16 protein-coding genes are annotated in these 17,272 nt (G+C 63.8%); 2 read left to right on the top strand and 14 right to left on the bottom strand.

Annotation, left to right across the window (positions count from 1 at the left end):
• Positions 1-6: 6 nt before the first annotated feature.
• The 5 genes from IIB36_12730 to IIB36_12710 form a co-directional block, all read right to left on the bottom strand.
• Positions 7-1,206, bottom strand: a complete 1,200-nt coding sequence (locus IIB36_12730) for a Fic family protein (protein MCH7532606.1) — start codon at positions 1,204-1,206, stop codon at positions 7-9.
• Between the two features lie 80 nt (positions 1,207-1,286).
• Positions 1,287-2,210, bottom strand: coding sequence for a ketopantoate reductase family protein (locus IIB36_12725; GenBank protein MCH7532605.1), 924 nt, complete (start codon positions 2,208-2,210; stop codon positions 1,287-1,289).
• Between the two features lie 43 nt (positions 2,211-2,253).
• Positions 2,254-3,297: a hypothetical protein gene (locus IIB36_12720; GenBank protein MCH7532604.1), complete on the bottom strand. Its 1,044-nt coding sequence runs from the start codon at positions 3,295-3,297 to the stop codon at positions 2,254-2,256.
• 86 nt (positions 3,298-3,383) lie between these two features.
• Positions 3,384-3,857 (bottom strand): hypothetical protein, encoded by a 474-nt coding sequence (locus IIB36_12715; GenBank protein ID MCH7532603.1) that lies wholly within the window; start codon positions 3,855-3,857, stop codon positions 3,384-3,386.
• A gap of 303 nt (positions 3,858-4,160) precedes the next feature.
• Entirely contained in the window at positions 4,161-4,403 is a 243-nt protein-coding gene (locus tag IIB36_12710; protein MCH7532602.1) for a zinc ribbon domain-containing protein, read from the bottom strand.
• 75 nt (positions 4,404-4,478) lie between these two features.
• Here IIB36_12710 and IIB36_12705 point away from each other — a divergent pair, with 75 nt between their 5' ends.
• The gene (locus IIB36_12705; protein ID MCH7532601.1) at positions 4,479-5,912 is read left to right on the top strand and encodes an amidohydrolase family protein; all 1,434 of its coding nucleotides are present in this window, start codon (positions 4,479-4,481) and stop codon (positions 5,910-5,912) included.
• Positions 5,913-5,954: 42 nt separating this feature from the next.
• On the opposite strand, the gene IIB36_12700 is transcribed toward IIB36_12705, so the two are convergent.
• The 9 genes from IIB36_12700 to IIB36_12660 all read right to left on the bottom strand — a co-directional run bounded on the left by IIB36_12700 (position 5,955) and on the right by IIB36_12660 (position 14,938).
• Positions 5,955-6,449, bottom strand: coding sequence for a prepilin-type N-terminal cleavage/methylation domain-containing protein (locus IIB36_12700; GenBank protein ID MCH7532600.1), 495 nt, complete (start codon positions 6,447-6,449; stop codon positions 5,955-5,957).
• Positions 6,450-6,740: 291 nt separating this feature from the next.
• Complete coding sequence (locus IIB36_12695) at positions 6,741-8,066, bottom strand: pilus assembly PilX N-terminal domain-containing protein (GenBank protein ID MCH7532599.1); 1,326 nt, start codon at positions 8,064-8,066, stop codon at positions 6,741-6,743.
• Positions 8,063-9,055 carry a prepilin-type N-terminal cleavage/methylation domain-containing protein gene (locus tag IIB36_12690; protein ID MCH7532598.1) on the bottom strand — a complete coding sequence of 331 codons (993 nt, stop codon included), beginning with the start codon at positions 9,053-9,055 and terminating at the stop codon, positions 8,063-8,065. Before IIB36_12690 ends, IIB36_12695 begins: the two co-directional genes overlap by 4 nt.
• A gap of 20 nt (positions 9,056-9,075) precedes the next feature.
• Positions 9,076-9,498 carry a prepilin-type N-terminal cleavage/methylation domain-containing protein gene (locus tag IIB36_12685; GenBank protein MCH7532597.1) on the bottom strand — a complete coding sequence of 141 codons (423 nt, stop codon included), beginning with the start codon at positions 9,496-9,498 and terminating at the stop codon, positions 9,076-9,078.
• A gap of 216 nt (positions 9,499-9,714) precedes the next feature.
• Positions 9,715-11,577: a hypothetical protein gene (locus IIB36_12680; GenBank protein ID MCH7532596.1), complete on the bottom strand. Its 1,863-nt coding sequence runs from the start codon at positions 11,575-11,577 to the stop codon at positions 9,715-9,717.
• Entirely contained in the window at positions 11,570-11,959 is a 390-nt protein-coding gene (gene speD, locus IIB36_12675) for an adenosylmethionine decarboxylase (GenBank protein MCH7532595.1), read from the bottom strand. Before speD ends, IIB36_12680 begins: the two co-directional genes overlap by 8 nt.
• Positions 11,960-11,966: 7 nt before the next feature.
• On the bottom strand, positions 11,967-12,671 hold the full coding sequence (locus IIB36_12670) for a hypothetical protein (protein ID MCH7532594.1): 705 nt from the start codon (positions 12,669-12,671) through the stop codon (positions 11,967-11,969).
• Position 12,672: 1 nt separating this feature from the next.
• Positions 12,673-14,718 (bottom strand): fused MFS/spermidine synthase, encoded by a 2,046-nt coding sequence (locus tag IIB36_12665; GenBank protein MCH7532593.1) that lies wholly within the window; start codon positions 14,716-14,718, stop codon positions 12,673-12,675.
• 10 nt (positions 14,719-14,728) lie between these two features.
• Positions 14,729-14,938 (bottom strand): hypothetical protein, encoded by a 210-nt coding sequence (locus tag IIB36_12660; protein ID MCH7532592.1) that lies wholly within the window; start codon positions 14,936-14,938, stop codon positions 14,729-14,731.
• 358 nt (positions 14,939-15,296) lie between these two features.
• On the opposite strand from IIB36_12660, the gene IIB36_12655 reads away from it, so the two are divergent.
• Positions 15,297-17,272, top strand: a 1,976-nt coding sequence (locus IIB36_12655; GenBank protein ID MCH7532591.1) for a M1 family metallopeptidase, incomplete at its 3' end; no start/stop codon positions are given.

The raw sequence follows: 17,272 nt of genomic DNA, 5'->3' as shown, positions 1-17,272 counted from the left end.
GGGCCGTCAAACTCTGTCGGGTGCCCTGCCCGATTCCAGACTCTCTAGGAGATCCAGAAGGCCAACCGCCTCCCATGAGCGATTACGCTTGGACTCGGAGAGCGCCACTAGAACGCCACAGTCCGTGAGTTGCCGAATGGCTTGGTGGATCGCGGCTTTGGATCGCCCCGTCACGGCAGCGGCAACCGGTGCGGTGATGACGGGATGCGCGGGTAAGACGTCGATCACTGCCCACGCGGCGGCGTCGGACCTCGGCGCTGGGCCTTCGGCTAGCTGGCAGCGCCACTCATCCATCAGCTCGGTCACCGCCTCGAGGTAGTCAGCTGCCAGTCTCGCCGCACGCGCCGCCGCAGCGGCGAACTGTTCAATCCACGCACCGACCTCGCCAGATCTGAATCCGGCCAGGCCTCGGATATAGCGTTCTCGTTGTGTTGCCAGAACGACGCTGATGGGAGGGACGTATGAGGTCGCGATGCCGCGGCGACGGAGCACTACGTGGATGAGCGCACGGCCGGTGCGCCCGTTCCCGTCATCGAACGGATGGATTGTCTCGAATTGCGCATGAACCATTGCGGCCTGAACGAGGGGAGGAAGCGAGTCGTCCCCAGTGGCCTCACAAAGATCACGGAGCAAGGAATCGACGTGCTCCGCCGGCGGCGGGACGAAGTCGGCGCCGCAGGGATTGTAGTCATTCCCGCCGATCCAGTTCTGATCCCTGCGGACGACGCCTGCGACCCGCGAATTGGGGGAATTGGCCATCAGCTTGCCATGGATCTCTGTAAGGTGTTCGACACCGATCTGCTCGACGGTAGCCGCTTCATCAACCGCCAGCTGCATGGCATCGATGTTCCCAAGTACTTCTAAGATCGTGGACGAGGCCTTCCCTCCGGTCTCGAGCTTCGACTCGGCACGGGCGAGTTGACGTATCCCTACCTGCATACCCTCCACCTTCGATGATGCGATCGATTCCGTGCGGAGCAGCAGGCGGGCCATGGGCGCGAGGGCGGGCCGAGCGCTCGCGTTGAGGGTCATGATCGCCTGCTCCGCGTCAGACACGACACCAGCGACCCCGGAGGTCACTTCGAACTCGAAACCGGTCAACGCATCGGGGATGAACGCCTCGTACTTACAGGCCTTCCGGTACCTCGGCGGCGCGTAGAGCGTGGGGTCCCACTCCCAGACCTTGGTGACGAGTGTTCCGCGCATCCTGAACGAGCCTTTCCTCTTGATTCAGTTTATCGCACAAGCTGAACTAAGATGGCGCCTTCGTTCAGGATCGGAAAGGACTACCGGGCCGACTCCGGCTCCGCGAGCTGAACCGCACAGGTCGCGGCTTCGTGTAGGGGCACGTCGACACCTGTTTCGCGCGCCAAGCGGACAATCGCTCCGCCCAGCTCCTCCATTTCCGTCGGTCGGCCGCTGCGCAGGTCGTGGATCACGCTGGGAACGAAGTCCGGAGGGAATGCGTCCAGCGCTGCGCCGACCGTCAGCTCGGCATCTCGAGGTAGCTCGACAGCTCGTGCGCGCGCCACGGACGTGACCTCGGCGATCGCCCGCTTCTGCAGGTCGGCCCCGAGTCGGTGCGTCCGGATCGGGCCCATCGACTTCCCGGTCAGCCCACAGAGTACACACAGTGCGCACACGACAGCCATCTTCATCCACAGCTCGGCGGCGATATCCTCCGAGGCCACGATCTCGACCCCGGTGCCGTGGAAAGCCTCCGCGATCAAGCTGATCGCGGCCGGGTCGCTCCCGGTCGACGATCCTACTACCAGGCGGTGATGTTCCGCCCTGCGCTCGACGCGTCCGGGCTCCGTCACAAAAGCCGTCATGTAGGCGATGCCTTCCACCAGCCGGTCACTTGCCACTCCGCGCTCCACCAGTCTCTCACCGGCGGTGACTCCGTTCAGGAGAGGCACGACGATCGAGCCGGCTCGTGCGAGATGCGCGACCTGGTCCGCGACGTCATCGAGCGAGAAGGCCTTCACGGTCACGAACGTAAGGTCGGCACCCGGCAGCTCGAGCGCCGAAGCGGCGCACTCGGGCTGTACGTCGAAGTCGCCGGCCACCGTGTGCACGTGGAGACCGCTGCGGCGGATCGCCGAGAGGTGTTCGCCGCGAGCCACCAAGGTCACGTGGTGGTCGGCCCGCGCGAGCAGCGCTCCGACGTAGCTGCCCAGGCCGCCAGCACCGACGACGACGATCCTCACGCCTCGGTGCGGCTCCGGCCGCACTTCTTGGCCCCGGACAGTATCAGCCTGTGCGAGGCACGAAGGCCAGAAAGCGGCGCGGGTTATCGCGCTGGATCGCCCACACCACGTCCTCGTCGATCCCCGCCTCACGCAGCAGCGGGGCGAAGACCGTGATCGAGTTGCCGTACCCCGGGCGCGCTTCGGACCGACGGCCCGTGAAATCGGACGAGATCAGCAGCTTGTCGGCGTGCCCGGCTTCCAGGAACGCCATGATGGTCTCGACCTTCTGCGGGTCGTCGACCCGCCCTCCGGTCACCCGGTCGAAGCCGACAAACGCGCCGCGCTCGGCGATCTCGATCAGCACGCTCGCCGAGGGGTCGTCGAGACAGCATGCGTGCCCGATCGCGATGTGGCCTGGGCTGACGCCCATCGATTCGAGGACGTCGAGCTGTGTGAGGCCGGCGTCCGGTCTCACGTTCTCGCCGGTGCCGTAGGCGTTGTGGGTGAAGACCGGGAGTCCCGTGGCGACGTGGGCTTTGCCGACCGCGCGAAACACTTTCAGCTCGTTCGGGGTCATCTCCGAGGCGTTCGAGCTCTGGCCGATCTCACCGAACGCGCCGAGCCGATCACGGTCGGCCTCGGCGGTCAGGTCCTCCGCGATCTGATCCTCGCTCTTCGTCGCGATCTCGGGCGGATAGAACCGCTCCATGTAGTAGCCGCCGGACGCCACGACGTGCACGTCGGTCTCGTCGGCCACTCGAAGCAGCGCGTCGAGGTCCCTCCGTAGGTCCGAGTGCCCGCCATCGACGATGCAGCCGACGCCTTCTTCGGCTGCCGTCCGGATCTCGCGGACGACGTAGTCGACGTCGTCGGTCGCGGCGGGCCGATCGGACATTCGGATCGACAAGTGCTCATGGAACAGCGTCACCCCGATGATGGCATCGGGACTGATGTCGCCCAGTACGGTCCGGATGATCGCGGCGGGCGCCGCAGCCTGGTCGCCGGAATCCACACAGCCGGCCACCATTCCGAGGCCGGCCGCGCCGCCGAGCAGCTGGATCGCTTCACGACGGGTGAAGCGAGCGGGTTGATCAATTCCATACATGCCTGCACCTCTACATCTGCCGTCCACCGACTCCACACGTTCGTGGGCAAGGCCTCAATCTTGGCCCGCGGACGGGAAGACCGACACTACGGAGCCGAGCAATTGGCGGCAAGGAACGCTGTGGCCGTGCTCTCGCTGGCCAGGGCACTTCCGTACCGAAGCGCGTTGCACGTACGGCCGAGCTCGAACGCCTCCTGCAGCGACAGCAGGTAGGTGCCGTCTCCCTGTTCGGTCACCCACGCCTCCCCTTCCTCTCGCGACGACAGGAACAGGATGTGATGGCAGAAAGACGAGATGATCTGGTTGCCCTCGACGTCGCACACCTCCGGATCGACGAACGACACGACGACATCCGGGCTCGGCGAGGTCGCCCCATCGGCAGTCACCTCCAGAGTGATCAGTTCACCCGTGACTGCTGACCGTGACCGCACGGTCGCGTCCTTCCCGATCAGCTCCGGAAGGAAGAGCGTGTCCCACGCGCACCACGTATAGAGCGTACGCCCCTCTACCTCGAACTCGTGAGGTGTTTCTCCAAGCGCCAAGCCCCAATAGCCGATGATGCGGCCCGAGTCTTAGATCGGCCAAGAAAGCCTCCGCGGGTGCTTCGGCTCCGATGTCGCCCCGCGAAACCATGCCGGATACCACATGTCGTCAAAACTGGTAATTGGCAACACGTTTTCTCGACGTGTCGTTGTCGACACCATAATGCCCAGGACGTGTCGCGAAACACGCGTTCGGGAGACGTGTCAATGGCCCCGAACTGACAACCGGACCTACACGCACGAGTTCAATCCTTACGTGTAACAGATGGGCGAAGCAGCTATAGCGGCCCGTCGCCACAAGCCGGGTAGAGGGGAGGGCAGCTACGCCTGCGGCACGCAGGCGCAGCCAGAGCCGCAGCCCTGGAAACTGGTGTCCTGGTTGGACCCGGCGAGCGGTACGGGAGCGCTGATCAGCTTGTCGACAGGAGTATCGGCCGGCGTAGTCCCGGCGTCCACGCCGGCGCGTTCGGCCAGCTCACCCCAGCTCTCGAGGCGCTCGTCCATTCCGTGGCGCACTTCGATCGTCTGCTTGTTCGTTTCGCAGTGGTATTCGTAATACGGCATGGTGCCTCGGGTTCGGGTATACTCCAAATGGTAAGCCTTAGCGGCATTCACCGCAGCCTCCACACTGAAACACCCATGCGTCGGACCCTTCTCGGCATCGCCATGACGCTCCTGATGGTGCCCCACGCGGGTGCCCAGATCCTGCCCCAAGAAGGCGACCTCGTCCTCCTGGGCGGAGTGCTCTGGGACGGCACGAGCGACGCGTCACGCCCCAATCCCGGCATCCTCGTTCGGAACGGCACGATCTTGCGGGTCGGTGAGATCGATCCTACGGGGAGCGGGGCCGACGCGATCACGCTCGGGGATGATTCTTTCATCATGCCGGGCCTCTTCGACCTCCACGCGCACTACGCCGTGGATCTGTTCGCAGAGGGTCGCGTCGACGAGTACACGGTGAACCCGGTGCTCTTCCTGGCCAACGGCGTGACGTCGACGTTCCCGGCGGGCGAGGTCGATCCGGCCGAGGCGCGCAGGGGTCGTGAGCGGGTGGCGTCGGGCGAGATTCCAGGGCCTCGAATCTACAGCTCCGGGCCGTACTGGGGTTCCGCTCGACCCGGGTGGAGTCACGAGGCGATGACCCTCGACTCGATTCGGAAGGAAGCCACGTACTGGGCTCTGAACGGCGTGCGTGGCTTCAAGGCCAAGGGTATCCGGCCCGCTCAGCTTCAGGTCCTGATCGAGGTCGGACACGAGCACGGCATCACGGTCACCGGCCACCTCGACTCGGGGGTCCGCAACAGCGTGAATCCACGCGACGCGATCCTGATGGGTATCGATCGCATCGAGCACTTCATGGGTGGGGACGCGTTCCTGGGCAGTCAGTCGGCATATGCGTCGCTCGAAGCGTTCGACCTCGATGACCCGACGACGCGCGCGCAGCTCGAAGCGCAGGCCAGGTTGTTCGTGGAGCAGGGCGCCTACTTCGATGCCACGCTCACAGCGTATGACTACTACGCCGGCAAGGAGGCCGAGGTCTACGACTATTGGGAAGACGAGCGGGGCTTCCTTACGCCCTACGCGCGGGCCGAAGTAGAAGCGCGCCTACCCCGCGCCCCAGTCGACCAGTTCGAGCGCATCTATCACATGAAGCGTCGGACCATCAAGCTCTTCTTCGATGCCGGCGGTGGCGACAACATCTCGCTCGGTACCGACCACCCCAGCTGGGGGGAGTGGTGGAGCGGCTTTGGCGTGCACCGTGAGCTGCACGCCTTCGTGCTCGCAGGGATTCCGAACGCGGCCGCACTACGCTTCGGCACGATCAATTCCGCGCGCGCCTTCGGCGTGGACGCTCGACTCGGCACGGTGGAGGCGGGCAAGTACGCCGACCTGCTCATCGTTCGAGGGGACCCGCTGACCACGATCACGGACACGCGCAACGCGATTTATGTGATCCGGTCGGGGAAGGTGTACGATCCCGGCGCGCTCTTCGACTCCGTGCGTGGCGAGATGGGGCCGAAGAGCGAGGCCGAGGCCGACTGGTGGAAGGGGAACCTGCGGTTAGGACGGTAGTCGGTCACGCAGGCCACGGGTGTGCGCCCGCGCGGGAGGCCATTAGCTGTCGACCACCTTGGTTCTCTTCCACCGCCCGAGCGCGTTGAACGTGACGATGTAGGTCGTCCCGCGACTTGTAAGCGTGATGCCGTTCCCATCCACCCCGCACACGCTGCACAAACCCCGGCCATTGAAGGTGAGACTGTCGCCGTCGATGTTCGAGTCGAGTCCATTCAGCTCGAAGTCGGTTCCCAAGCCGAGCGGCACGATGCGGAGCGTGTCCGTCTCGCTGCGGATCATGATGCTCCGGTTCGTAGGATCTATGACCAACGTGACCGGGGTCCGCCGCTGGATGGCGTATGATCTGGTGAGCGTAACGTAGCTGCCCACGACGCGCGCGGCTCGCTCCGGTACGGTCCGATCCCGGTACTCGGTATACTGGCCGCCCGCGATCCCAACCATCACACCGATGATCGTGAGCACTATAACGAGCTCGATCAGTGAGAAGCCCGCCGAACTCGTCCGGCTCTCGCGTCGCTGTGGGATCTCGCTCACGTCGATGCTCTTGCTTTCACGGTGTTCGATTCGATGCCCGCTCGGCTCGACTTTCGCCCAGGATCATAGCAGATCCTGTGCCGGTTCGCCTACGATCTTGAAAATGGTTGACCTTCAACCACAAGAGATAGAAGTGGCGCGGTCTTGAACCGCTTCACATACAGACAAGATGGCCGATTCAGCCAAAGTGTCCGCCACTACCCGCCCACTTTCCGGCCGAAGCCGTAGCTTCCGAGGGCTCCGGACGCGGATCCTCAACGCTGCCGGCCGAAGACGCGGAGCTCCGCTCCATCAGTTCTCCGGGCTGACCTCACGGAAGAGGTCACTCATAGGCTGAAGGTGACTGAGGCGGCTCCAGGCCTGGCTGATCTCGCACGGCCGGTACTTCATGTCGCTGTGGTCGCCGTCGAGCACACTCCGGCAGGCCCCGCTAGAACGCTCCGTTTCCGTGCAGCCCAACCCCGCTACGGCGGCGCCCTTCACGTGGATGTGTGCGGCACCGATCGTGGTGATCGTGCCACCCACCAGGATGAGGCCCGTCCATTCGAGCTTGTCGTTGCTTACAAGCACGTCCCCGTTCACGATGAGCAGGCCATACCCTTTGACCCGATCGTCCGTAGTGAGGTCTCCCGTAAACCGAGTTATGGGCCAGGAAGACGCCCCCTTGAAGGTATCGGCATTGGCCGACTGGAAATAATCCATGAAGTCAACGGAGTCGTCGAAGGCAATGACGTCCGAGACGCCGGCAAAGTACGAGTTGTCGAGGAAGTCGCTCCAGTCGATACCCATGCCCGCTAGGATTCCGGTGCCCGTGGCAGCCGTGCTGTCGACCTCCAGACCGTCGCCCTTCATGTGCCACTTATACGGGCAATTCTCGCCGGCAGGACAGTCAGCGTCGGGTAGGGGGAGGTCGAACTGACCGGACGGAATCTGTATGTTCGGAAGGACCAACTCGGAGCCACAGCCGCCGTTCTTCCCCTGCTTCGCCTTGCTGTCGAAGTGGTAGTGTCCGTCGTCTCCTCCGAAGTCGACGCCGCCGGAGGCTGCGAAGACCGATGTGATATCGAAGGGCGGCGCGAGCACAGCGTAAGTGTCGATGGCGCGAATCGTCTGCAAGCCGGCACCCTCGACGTCCTCCACCCTCGCCTCTGACCTCACCCTATAGATCGGTGTCTGCCCGTTGCTCATCACGAAGTCCGAAGTGACGTAGACGTTGGCATTCGTGAGCGCGAACGATTGCGACGGCGGTGGGTCGAGCTCGAGCTCCTCAAGCAAGTCCTCTTCCTCGTCGTCTGCGTCAGCGTAGCACTCCGCAACCGCCGTTGAGTCGGTATAGACGAGCGTGTCCGCGCAAAGGTCCGGGTAGAACTCGAAGACCATCGAGTCCGCGTTCGGCGTCGGATTTGCCGCGAAGTAGAGCGCCAGCCCGGACTCGGCCATGTACAGGGCGCGGACGCTCTGGGAGAACCCCTGTGCCGCGCTCATCTCGCCTCGGGACACCCAGTAGCCGCCCGAAGCGAGGACTGTGAGCAGCATGAGGATCAAGACCGCTGACACCAGCGCGCTCCCCTCCTCACTGGATCTATCACGCTCGAGGCGCGTTGGGATCGTACTCATTGTTCCTCTCCGAGGTTACGCAACGGCACCCCCACCGTCGCATCGTAGTCCAACGTCCTGGTATCCCCACCGGACGGGTTGTCCTTGGTAGCAAACGCCTTGATGCGGATCTCCACGAGGGTGTCGATCTCAGATTGGTTGGTAAGCGCAGACTGCACGGTGCCGTTCTCCAGCACATACTCGAACCCGGAATCAGTGTCGAAGAGACCGGCCAACTCCTGTTCACCGGCCGACGTGATCCGGAAGAGCGCACGGGTTCCAGGCTCGAAAACCGAGGCGCCGAAGCGGTACGTTACTTCACTGTAAGCGATCACCTGAGCGCCGGTATAGGCTTCGGATCCCACATACGAGTAGTAGCCCATGAACCGGCGGTATTGCAGGCTCAAGGTATCGCCCGCTTCTACGAGATTGCCATCCTTGTCGAACTTGTCGGTACGCACCTTGGCGCCGGGGCCCGCGGTGCAGAAGACCGTACTCTCGACATAGAGCGAGTCCTCCCACGGCTGCGGCGAACCGACGTCGTCGATGAACACCCATACGCTGTCCGCGCCGCGGAAACCGAGGCCAGTCTGGTTCTCCGCTGAGTAGAGCGGATCGGTCATGGTCGGCATGTAGATTTCGGCGTCGGGTGCCGGGGGCGGGGGCGGGTCGTTGGGGTTCTTCGACGGCGCAGCCTTGTTCAGGTGGCCGCATACGAGGCCCCACCGGATTGGATAGCGCACGACCACCGAGTCCTGCGTACCCTTGACGACGCCTCCAGGCGGGATCGAACGGAGCTCGCTCGCCACTAGGTCCACCGCTGCCCTGACGTTCCTCTGAAGCGCCATGCGGTCGGCCTGCACGTCGTACAGTGCTCGCTGCGACATCAGGAAGCTTACGGTAGACCCCATGACGATGGCGAACAGGACGAAGGCCACCAACAACTCCACCAGCGTGAAGCCCTTCGCATCGCCCGACTCAGTATCGGCTCGTTCGTCCATCTCTGTCACGTTCGCTCCGCCCGACGCTCTCACGAGCCGCCGGGCTTGAAAATGAACAGCTCGTACTGTTCAGCAGTCGTCTGCGTCAATCCTCCGCCGCTCAGTACGAGGACTCTCTTGATCTCCCTGTTTCCCGTCGCAAGCGAATCCGACATGTCGGAGACCGTCCAATTCACGATGTAGTTGGCTGGGCCGAAGCTCACGGTATCCACGTAGTTACCCACGGCGACGGAGTCGAACGGCAGCACGGAGACGGCATCCAGAACCTGCGCGGCGGCGAACGCCGAGTTGGTGAGGTCGTCACCCCTGCGGGTCTGCCAAATCGAGATAGTATTGAGGGTCGCCACCGCCAAGATGCCTACCGTGAGGATCACGAGGGCAAAGATCACTTCGATCAGCGTGAAACCGCCTCGTTCAGCGCGGTAATGGCTCGGTGAGCCCGCGTGGGTCATCCGAAACCTCTTGCCAGCAACGCATCGACGAAACACCGTGAGGATCCGCAAACCGTGTGCCACCCGTGGTCCGAGCGATAAACCTCATTCCCGCGTATCGACCGTCGGCGAGAGTCCTCGCCCGGACTCCGCCGCGGCAGATTATTTCGTCCAAAGGATATGGTGACGGTGCGGCCCTAGCCACCAATTTCTTCGCTGCGAACGGGCTGTCTCGAATCAAAACGGCCTGCGCACGCTAAAGATTCGCTGACGGGGCAGTGTGGGCCGGAGAATCGAGTTCACTCTGAACGGATCGATGTCCGCCGACCGGGAGAACGGAGGCGGGAACGCCAGCGCGAACCGTCGCTCGTTCAGCACGCTCAGGTCGACGCCGAGGTCGCGATACATGTGCACGGTAGGATCGCGGTCATCGTTCCACATCAGGATGAAGCCCTGCTCGAAGTTGCTCTCGTGCTGTTCGATGAACTGGAGCATCCACTCTCGCCGCAGGGCCTGCCGGAAATCTTCCCGTTCTACGCCCTCGAAGGTGGGCGTCTCGGGCCATGCCTCGAGGGCCTCGTACGCGCTCGGATTGTCGAGCTCGAGCCGGGTGTGAAACGGTATGATGGACTCGAAGCCGGCCTTTCGGATGGTGCTGTGATAGATGTCCAGGTAGCCGCCAGGCTCGATCCGGAGGTTCCCTTCCAGATCCGGATCCAGCCTCATGTTCGGCGCTGGAGCGTCCAGAACGGCGAAGCCTCCATCGGCCAACCGCGCCCTCACGAAGTGGAAGAACTCCCGGCTGTACAGCTTCGAGAGGTTGTAGTCCATTACGTACGGGAAATCGAGATAGATCGCGTCGTACGTTTCCCGAGATTTCCGAATCACTTGAAACGCGTCTCCGAACGCCGTCTGGATCCTCGGGTCATCGAAAGCGCGTCGATTCATGGCCGTGAACGTGGGGTGATCCTTCGCCAAGCCCACCAGCGTCCGGTCCAGGTCGACGTGCAGGATGCTACGGATTCCCTCGTGCTTCACGAGCTCCCGGAGCAGTATGCCGTCGCCCGCGCCCATGACCAGCACTCGCTCAGGTACTTTCCCGTTCAGGATGATCGGCACGTGCGCGAACCACTCGTGATAGATCTCCTCGTAGTCGGAGCTGAGCTGGAAGTCCCCGTTCAAGAAGAGAAACCAGTCCCTCGGCAGCGACGGGTCTTCGGCGAACTTCGTCGAGTACGCATCGATGAGGACGCTTCCCTCGTACACTGAGGTGTCGTGGACCAGATCGATCTTTTGGTAGGGGGAACTTACGCGCACGATGTCCGGCAGCTCGCTGAGGTAGCCAAACGGAGAGCCGATCGCGGCCGCGTCGATATAGAAGTAGTACCGCTTGAGGAAGTACTGCTGGATGTGACCGCCCTGCGAGATCCCGAAGACCAGCACCGCCCCCAACGCCAAGGCAAGCGTCGTCTTCACCCGAAACCGCTGTTTGCGGGGCACAAAACGGTGCAGCACGTACGCGCCCGCCGACAGGTTCACCAGCGCCGTACCGAAACCGATGACCGCCAGGTCGAAGAAGGGTACGAGCGCCAGCGGGAACAGAAGTCCCGCTATCAAGGCTCCCAGGTAGTCCCAACCCAGGACCCGATTCGTGATCTTGCCGTCCTCGGAGGCGTCTTTTCCGAGTTGAATCAAGAGCGGCAACTCGATTCCGCTGAGCACGCCGACCAGTAGGATCATCGCGAGCGAAACGCCAAAGAGGAGAAGGATGTTGCCGCCGCCCGGACCCGCGTAGAAGTACAGGTAGAGAGAGTGAGCGAGCTGGATCACGAGGACCGCGCACGCACCCACGATGCTCAGAAGGAGCTCGACGATGAAGAGCATGTTCCAGCTGCTCCGCGCTGCTCTCGTATTGACCGCGACCGCCCCAAGCCCCAACGCTCCGAGGTAAGCGCCCACGGTCAGGCTGTACCACACGACCGTGTTTCCGGCCATCATCGACATCGTCTGAGCAATGAGCAGCTCGTAGAGGAGGCTACACGCAGACAGAACGATGGTGATCGCCAGGACGGCGCGTACCGCTCCGGGTCGCTCAGCCAACGTTGGGCTCCTCGGATTCGCTTTCGCCGAGCTGGCCACGCGTGTGCACCCTCACGACGGTCTCCTCCGCCCGGAAGGCGACGGTCAGCACCGCGATCGCCACCTCCGCGTCCATCTCCTCGCCGCACGTGAAGATGTCGATGGCCGCGAACCCGTCTTCCGGCCAGGTATGCACGCTCAGATGTGACTCGGCGATGAGGAGCACGCCGCTCACCCCCTCGGGCTCGAACTGATAGAAGTCCTCCGCCACCACGATAGCTTTCGCCTCCCGGGCCGCCCGCAGGAAGATTTCGCGGGTCGGACCCACCGATCGCAGCGTCACGGGGTCACATCTCAGGAAGTCCACGAGGTAGTGCTGACCAAAGTCCGTTCTCGTCGTCACGCGGGCCTCACGATGCCAGGTAGTAGCGGAGGAACAGCTCGTTCACACGGTTGGCGGTCTGGACGAGCACCGCGAGAACCACGAAGAAAAAGGCCTGCACCCCCACGAGAGCGGCATAGTTGCGGCGGCCGGCCTCGTGCACCTTGAATCGCTGCGTGTAGAGGCAGACGCCCACAAAAGCGTTGAGAAGACCGACGAAGAACGTCGTGGGGATGAGGCCGAAGCGGGGGTAGAAGACAAAGGCGAACGCGATCGTGCCGCAGAAGGCGCCCAGGTAGTCGACGCCGAGCACCGTGCGCTCGCAGCCTTCCACTTCATGGCCGCGTAGCTCGATGAGGAGTGGGATCTCGAGGCCTGTGAGGACCCCGATCAGGACGATGAGCAGGTGCGCGAGCACTGAGAAGAGCGTGTCCGGAATGCCCACCGAGTTCATGATCAAGAGGAAGATCACCGAAAATCCGCCCACCACCGTGAGCAGGATTTCGACCTTGAGCAGCGTGGCAGCCGCGTGCTCGAGCCAGCGGCCTTCGGCCAAAAGCGCCCCGATGCCCATCGACAGCATGTAGAGACCGATGGTCACGCTGAACCGGAGTACGGTGTTGCCCAAGAACGCCGACAGGGACTGCCCGAGCAGCAGCTCATATACTATGCTGCAGAAGCCCAGGAGGAACGCGAAAACGTAAATTGTCTGGGCGTGTATCGAGGTTCTCAAATCACTTCCTCAGAAGTTGATACAGGCTCGTATAGTCATCCGTCCAGAGGCGCTGACCCTCCATGGTGTTCTCGGTCGGAGCGACTACGTGGTCGAAGCGGGCCGGGTCGAGCCATTCACGGTCACGCGTCAGTATCATCCAGTCGGAGCCCCAGTTCTGCACCGGGCCGGCCGGCGAGCGGATCCTGATCGCATGCAGCCCCAAGTGATCCGCGACTCGTCGCACGACGGGCTCGAAGTCGAGATGCCAGGTAGAGATCAGGATGGCGATGACGCCACCCGGCGCGAGATGACGGTCGTAGGCCTCGAACGCTTCCTTCGTGAGAAGGTGGAACGGGATTGCGTCGCCGCTGAAGGCGTCCAAGGCTAGTATGTCGAAGTTCTGCGGGGCGTCGCGCTCCATCGACAGGCGTGCGTCGCCCATCACGACATCGATTTCGGCCGGCGAATCCCTCAAGTAGGTGAACAGTGTTTCCGCCAGACGCCGGACCTCCGGGTTGATCTCGTAGAGCCGAATATAGTCCCCCGGCCGCGCGAAGGTTGCCAGAGTGCCGACTCCCATTCCGACGATCCCGATCCGGCGATCTCGGTCCGGCGTGAGCAGCTGAAAGGCCTGGGCCACGCCGCTGTTGGGCGCGTAGAAGCTCGTTGCGAGCCGGCGCCCTTCGAGGCTGGTGAACTGTATGCCGTGTGCGGTCCTGCCGTGCCATAGCGAGAGAGTCTCGTCGGGCCTGCCCTCGGCCTGACGGTATACGGTGAGGACGCCGTAGAAGCTCCTGGACCGCACGACTGCGAGCTCGCCTGCCCGACGGGCATGAATGTTCAACGCGAGCGCAAGGCCTGCCACCGACAGCGTCAGGAGGATGGCAGCCGCCGGGTGCCGGCGGAGATCCAACGTCGATTCCTCGTCGATGAACATTGTGACGAGCGCCAGCGTGGCGACGCCCATCAGCGCGACATGCAGCTCGAGATGGTCGTTGAAGAGCACGGGAGCCAAAAGTGCCACGAAAGCGCCGCCCAGGGCCCCGCCAAGCGCAACGGTGAGGTAGAACCCGGTCAGGTATCGAGGATGCGGCTTGAGGCGACTGAGCTCGCCGTGGCAGACCATGCATCCGATGAACACGACGACCGCGTACACCAAGAGCTGTTGGGGGATGGGTGCGGCCTGTCCCCGGAACATGAACCACACGGCGCAGGCGAGCGCCGGCGCCAGCGCCGCGACGAACCACGAGCGCACGTACCAGCCGTCGCGCTCGAAGGCGATGACGAAGGTCAGTAGATAGAGTCCGAGCGGAAGCACCCACAGGAACGGAACCACCGCCACGTCCATCGTGATCTGATTGGTGACGGCCAGGAACAGCACGGCGGCGCAGGCGGACAGCGCGAGCCACAGCACGCGCGTCCCTGCCGCTGGAGGCGGCTCGTCGGGATCCGGGAGCGCGGCGGCTCCCACTCCGTCTGTCCCGACAGCCCTCAGTCCCCGCAGCGCCGATGCGCCACAGAGCACCACGAAAAGGCAGAACGTCGCCGACCACACCAAGGTCTGGGTGCTCCGCGCCAGTAGGGGCTCGACGACGAAGGGATAGCTCACCAGCGCGAGCAGCGAACCCAGGTTGGAGAGCGCATAGAGTCGATAGGGAGAGCGATCCGGAAGCGCTCGCGCGAACCAGGCCTGGAGCAGCGGAGCCGTCGAGGACAGGACGAGGTAAGGCAACCCGATGCTCGCGGTGAGCAGGAGCAGAATCTGCGCCGTGGGGTGCGCAACCGCGGTCGGTTTCCACGCGTCGGATGGCGTGATCGGGAGCTGGGTCAACGCCGCCGCCAAGAGCGCGAGGTGGACTCCCACCTGTGCGCGAGGCCTGAGCCGTACGATGCTCAAGTGCGCGTAGGCGTAGCCGGCCAGCAGCATCGCCTGGAAGAACAAGATGGACGAAGTCCACACTGCGGGCCCACCGCCGAACCAGGGCAGGATGTAACGCGCGATGAGCGGCTGGACCTGAAAGAGCAGGAACGCGCTCACGAACACGGTTAGCGCATATAGGAGCACGGCTACGAGCCTAGCTCCATGGACGACGCGTGCTCCAGATCTTGGTCGTGGGCCGCGACACGCCGGCCACCAGCGCACCGATGTAGTCCCAGCCCAGGACACGATTCGTGAGCCGGCCGCCATCGGCGATGTCGTTGCCGATGTCGATCGGGAGGGGAAGCTCGATCCCGCTGAAAAGGCCGACGAGCAAGGTCATGGTCAGGGACACACCGAAGAACACGAACAGGCTCGCTCCGTCGACTGCATGCGGAGACGATCAGCGTGATTGCCAGCAACTCACGGACCGCCGGACCTCCGAGTTTCCCCGCAGCGGAATCGTCGAGCGATGTCATCGCTCCGCCGAGTCCGGACGGCAGCCGTCCCGACGGCAGCCGATAGTGTCGATCAGGGAAGCTCCTGAGCCCGTGGTGGGACGGCAGCACCCAACAGCGCAAATCGGTTCGAAGATGGTTCCCTAGCCGAAGGCGGACAAGAACAGGCATGCCATGTCTCGGGGTTCCGCGTCCCCTTGTCGCCTCCGGGCGCCCGATCTAGGCTTTTCGCTGGAAACGAATGTGCTGCCCCAAGGAGCCTCGACAATGAAGCGTGCCCTCACCGCCCTCTGCCTTCCGGCCCTGTGCGTGAATTTATCGGCCTCGCTGTCGGCGCAGACCCCCACCGACTGGACCCGGCCCGAGCGGTCCATCCGGCACGACATCCCTCTGACGAACATGATTCGCAGGGCCTTCGAAGCGGGGACCCGGGACTCCACTGGCGCGCCCGGCGCCAACTACTGGCAGCTCGAGGTCGACTACTCGATCGAGGCTCGCCTCGACCCGTCCAGCGGCACCGTGACCGGCCGCGAGACCGTCGAGATCGCGAACAACAGCCCCGACGCCTTGAACTCGATCGTGCTCCGGCTCGACCAGAACCTTTTCTCGCCCAGCGCGGTGCGCTCGCGGGCGCTCAACGACCTCACCGACGGCACGGTCGTCTCTTCGATCTCCCTGAACGGAGAACCGATCGACCTCACCGCCAGCCCGCCCCGGCGACGTCTTGGCCAGCCGCCACGTCAGCTTGAGATGAACTATGTGACCGGGCTGAACACCACCTCCTCGCTCATCATCTTGAGGGATCCGATTCCCGCGGAGGCTTCGGCGACGCTCGAAATCGAGTGGAGCTTTCGGGTCCCGCCAGCGGAAGGCGGTCGAGGGCTCCGCATGGGGGCCTGGGGCGACTCGCTCTTCCAGGTCGCGCAGTGGTATCCGCGGGTCGCCAAGTACGATGACCTGCGGGGGTGGGATACCGAGCCGTACCTGGGTTCCTCCGAGTTCTACAACAACTTCGGCCGCTTCGACGTGTCTATCGACGTGCCGGCCGGTTGGGTGGTCGGCGCGACGGGTCTTCTTCAGAATCCTGACGATGTCCTCAGTGAGCAGACCCGAGACCGGCTCTCACACGTCGTGGGCTCTGACGAGACCCGGACGATCGTGGGGGTCGAGGACTTCGGGCCCGGGACCGCGACGGCGGACGGAGATCGGCTCGTGTGGCACTTCGTCGCCGACTACGTGAACGACTTCGCTTGGGCGACCTCCAGCCAATACGTGTGGGAGGCGACGAGCGTGGACATCCCCGGTGGGGAGACGATCCCGTTCCAATGGATGTACCTGCCTGGGCACGCCGGCCGCTACGTAGGCGCCGACGCTCGGGGGAGGCACGCGCTCCAGTTTTATTCGGAGCTGTGGATGCCGTATTCGTTCCCGCAGCTCACGATGGTGGACGGGCCGGACACAGGCATGGAGTACCCCATGTTCATCGGGTCTGCTCTGGGTGCCGAAGATCACGAAATCGGACACCAGTGGTGGCCGATGATGGTCGGGACGAACGAAACCTGGTACGGCTTCATGGACGAGGGCTTCAACCAGTACATGAACGTGCTCTCGAGCGCGCACCGGCGCGGCGAGCCGCCGGTCCTAGACGGCGCCGGCCAGTCGTACGGCTTCGTGAGCGGCAACGAGCGGGAGGCGCCGCTCATGTGGAACGCCAACTACGGCGGGCCGATGTACTCGTTCCAGGCATACTCCAAAGCGCCGCTCATGCTTTCCATGCTCGGTGGTATCGTCGGCGACGAGGAGGTGTGGCGGGCGATGAGCGAGTATGCCCACGCCTGGCGCTTCAAACACCCGTCCCCGTGGGACTACATGTTCTTCATGAACCGGGCACTCGATCGGGACCTCGGGTGGTTCTGGTACTACTGGCTCTTCACCACCGAGTCGGTGGACGGATCGATCCAGAACGTCACGTCGTCGGGCTCTGGCACGACGGTCACTGTGCATCAGGACGGTCAGATGCCGTCGCCCGTCGTGCTTCAGGTGCGCTTCCACGCTGACGGACGGACGCCACCGCCGATGCCGAATGCCGAGCGAGTCGACGACCGCACGCTGGTCGTGACCTATCCGGTCGACGTGTGGTTCTCGGGCAGCAAGACTTTCGAGGCAGAGCTGCCCTTCGACGGCGCCGCGATCGAGTCCATCACGCTGGATCCGCGGGGCCGCTTCCCGGACCGCGACCCCAC

The organism is Gemmatimonadota bacterium (assembly GCA_022560615.1).
Taxonomy (GTDB): domain Bacteria; phylum Gemmatimonadota; class Gemmatimonadetes; order Longimicrobiales; family Gaopeijiaceae; genus UBA1138.
This window is presented reverse-complemented; position numbering and strand designations above follow the sequence as displayed.

Coding starts and splice junctions, on each gene's coding strand:
- IIB36_12695 (MCH7532599.1), bottom strand. CDS start 8,066: ATGAGTACGATCCCAACGCGCCTCGAGCGTGATAGATCCAGTGAGGAG.
- IIB36_12705 (MCH7532601.1), top strand. CDS start 4,479: ATGCGTCGGACCCTTCTCGGCATCGCCATGACGCTCCTGATGGTGCCC.
- IIB36_12730 (MCH7532606.1), bottom strand. CDS start 1,206: ATGCGCGGAACACTCGTCACCAAGGTCTGGGAGTGGGACCCCACGCTC.
- IIB36_12720 (MCH7532604.1), bottom strand. CDS start 3,297: ATGTATGGAATTGATCAACCCGCTCGCTTCACCCGTCGTGAAGCGATC.
- IIB36_12710 (MCH7532602.1), bottom strand. CDS start 4,403: ATGCCGTATTACGAATACCACTGCGAAACGAACAAGCAGACGATCGAA.
- IIB36_12685 (MCH7532597.1), bottom strand. CDS start 9,498: ATGACCCACGCGGGCTCACCGAGCCATTACCGCGCTGAACGAGGCGGT.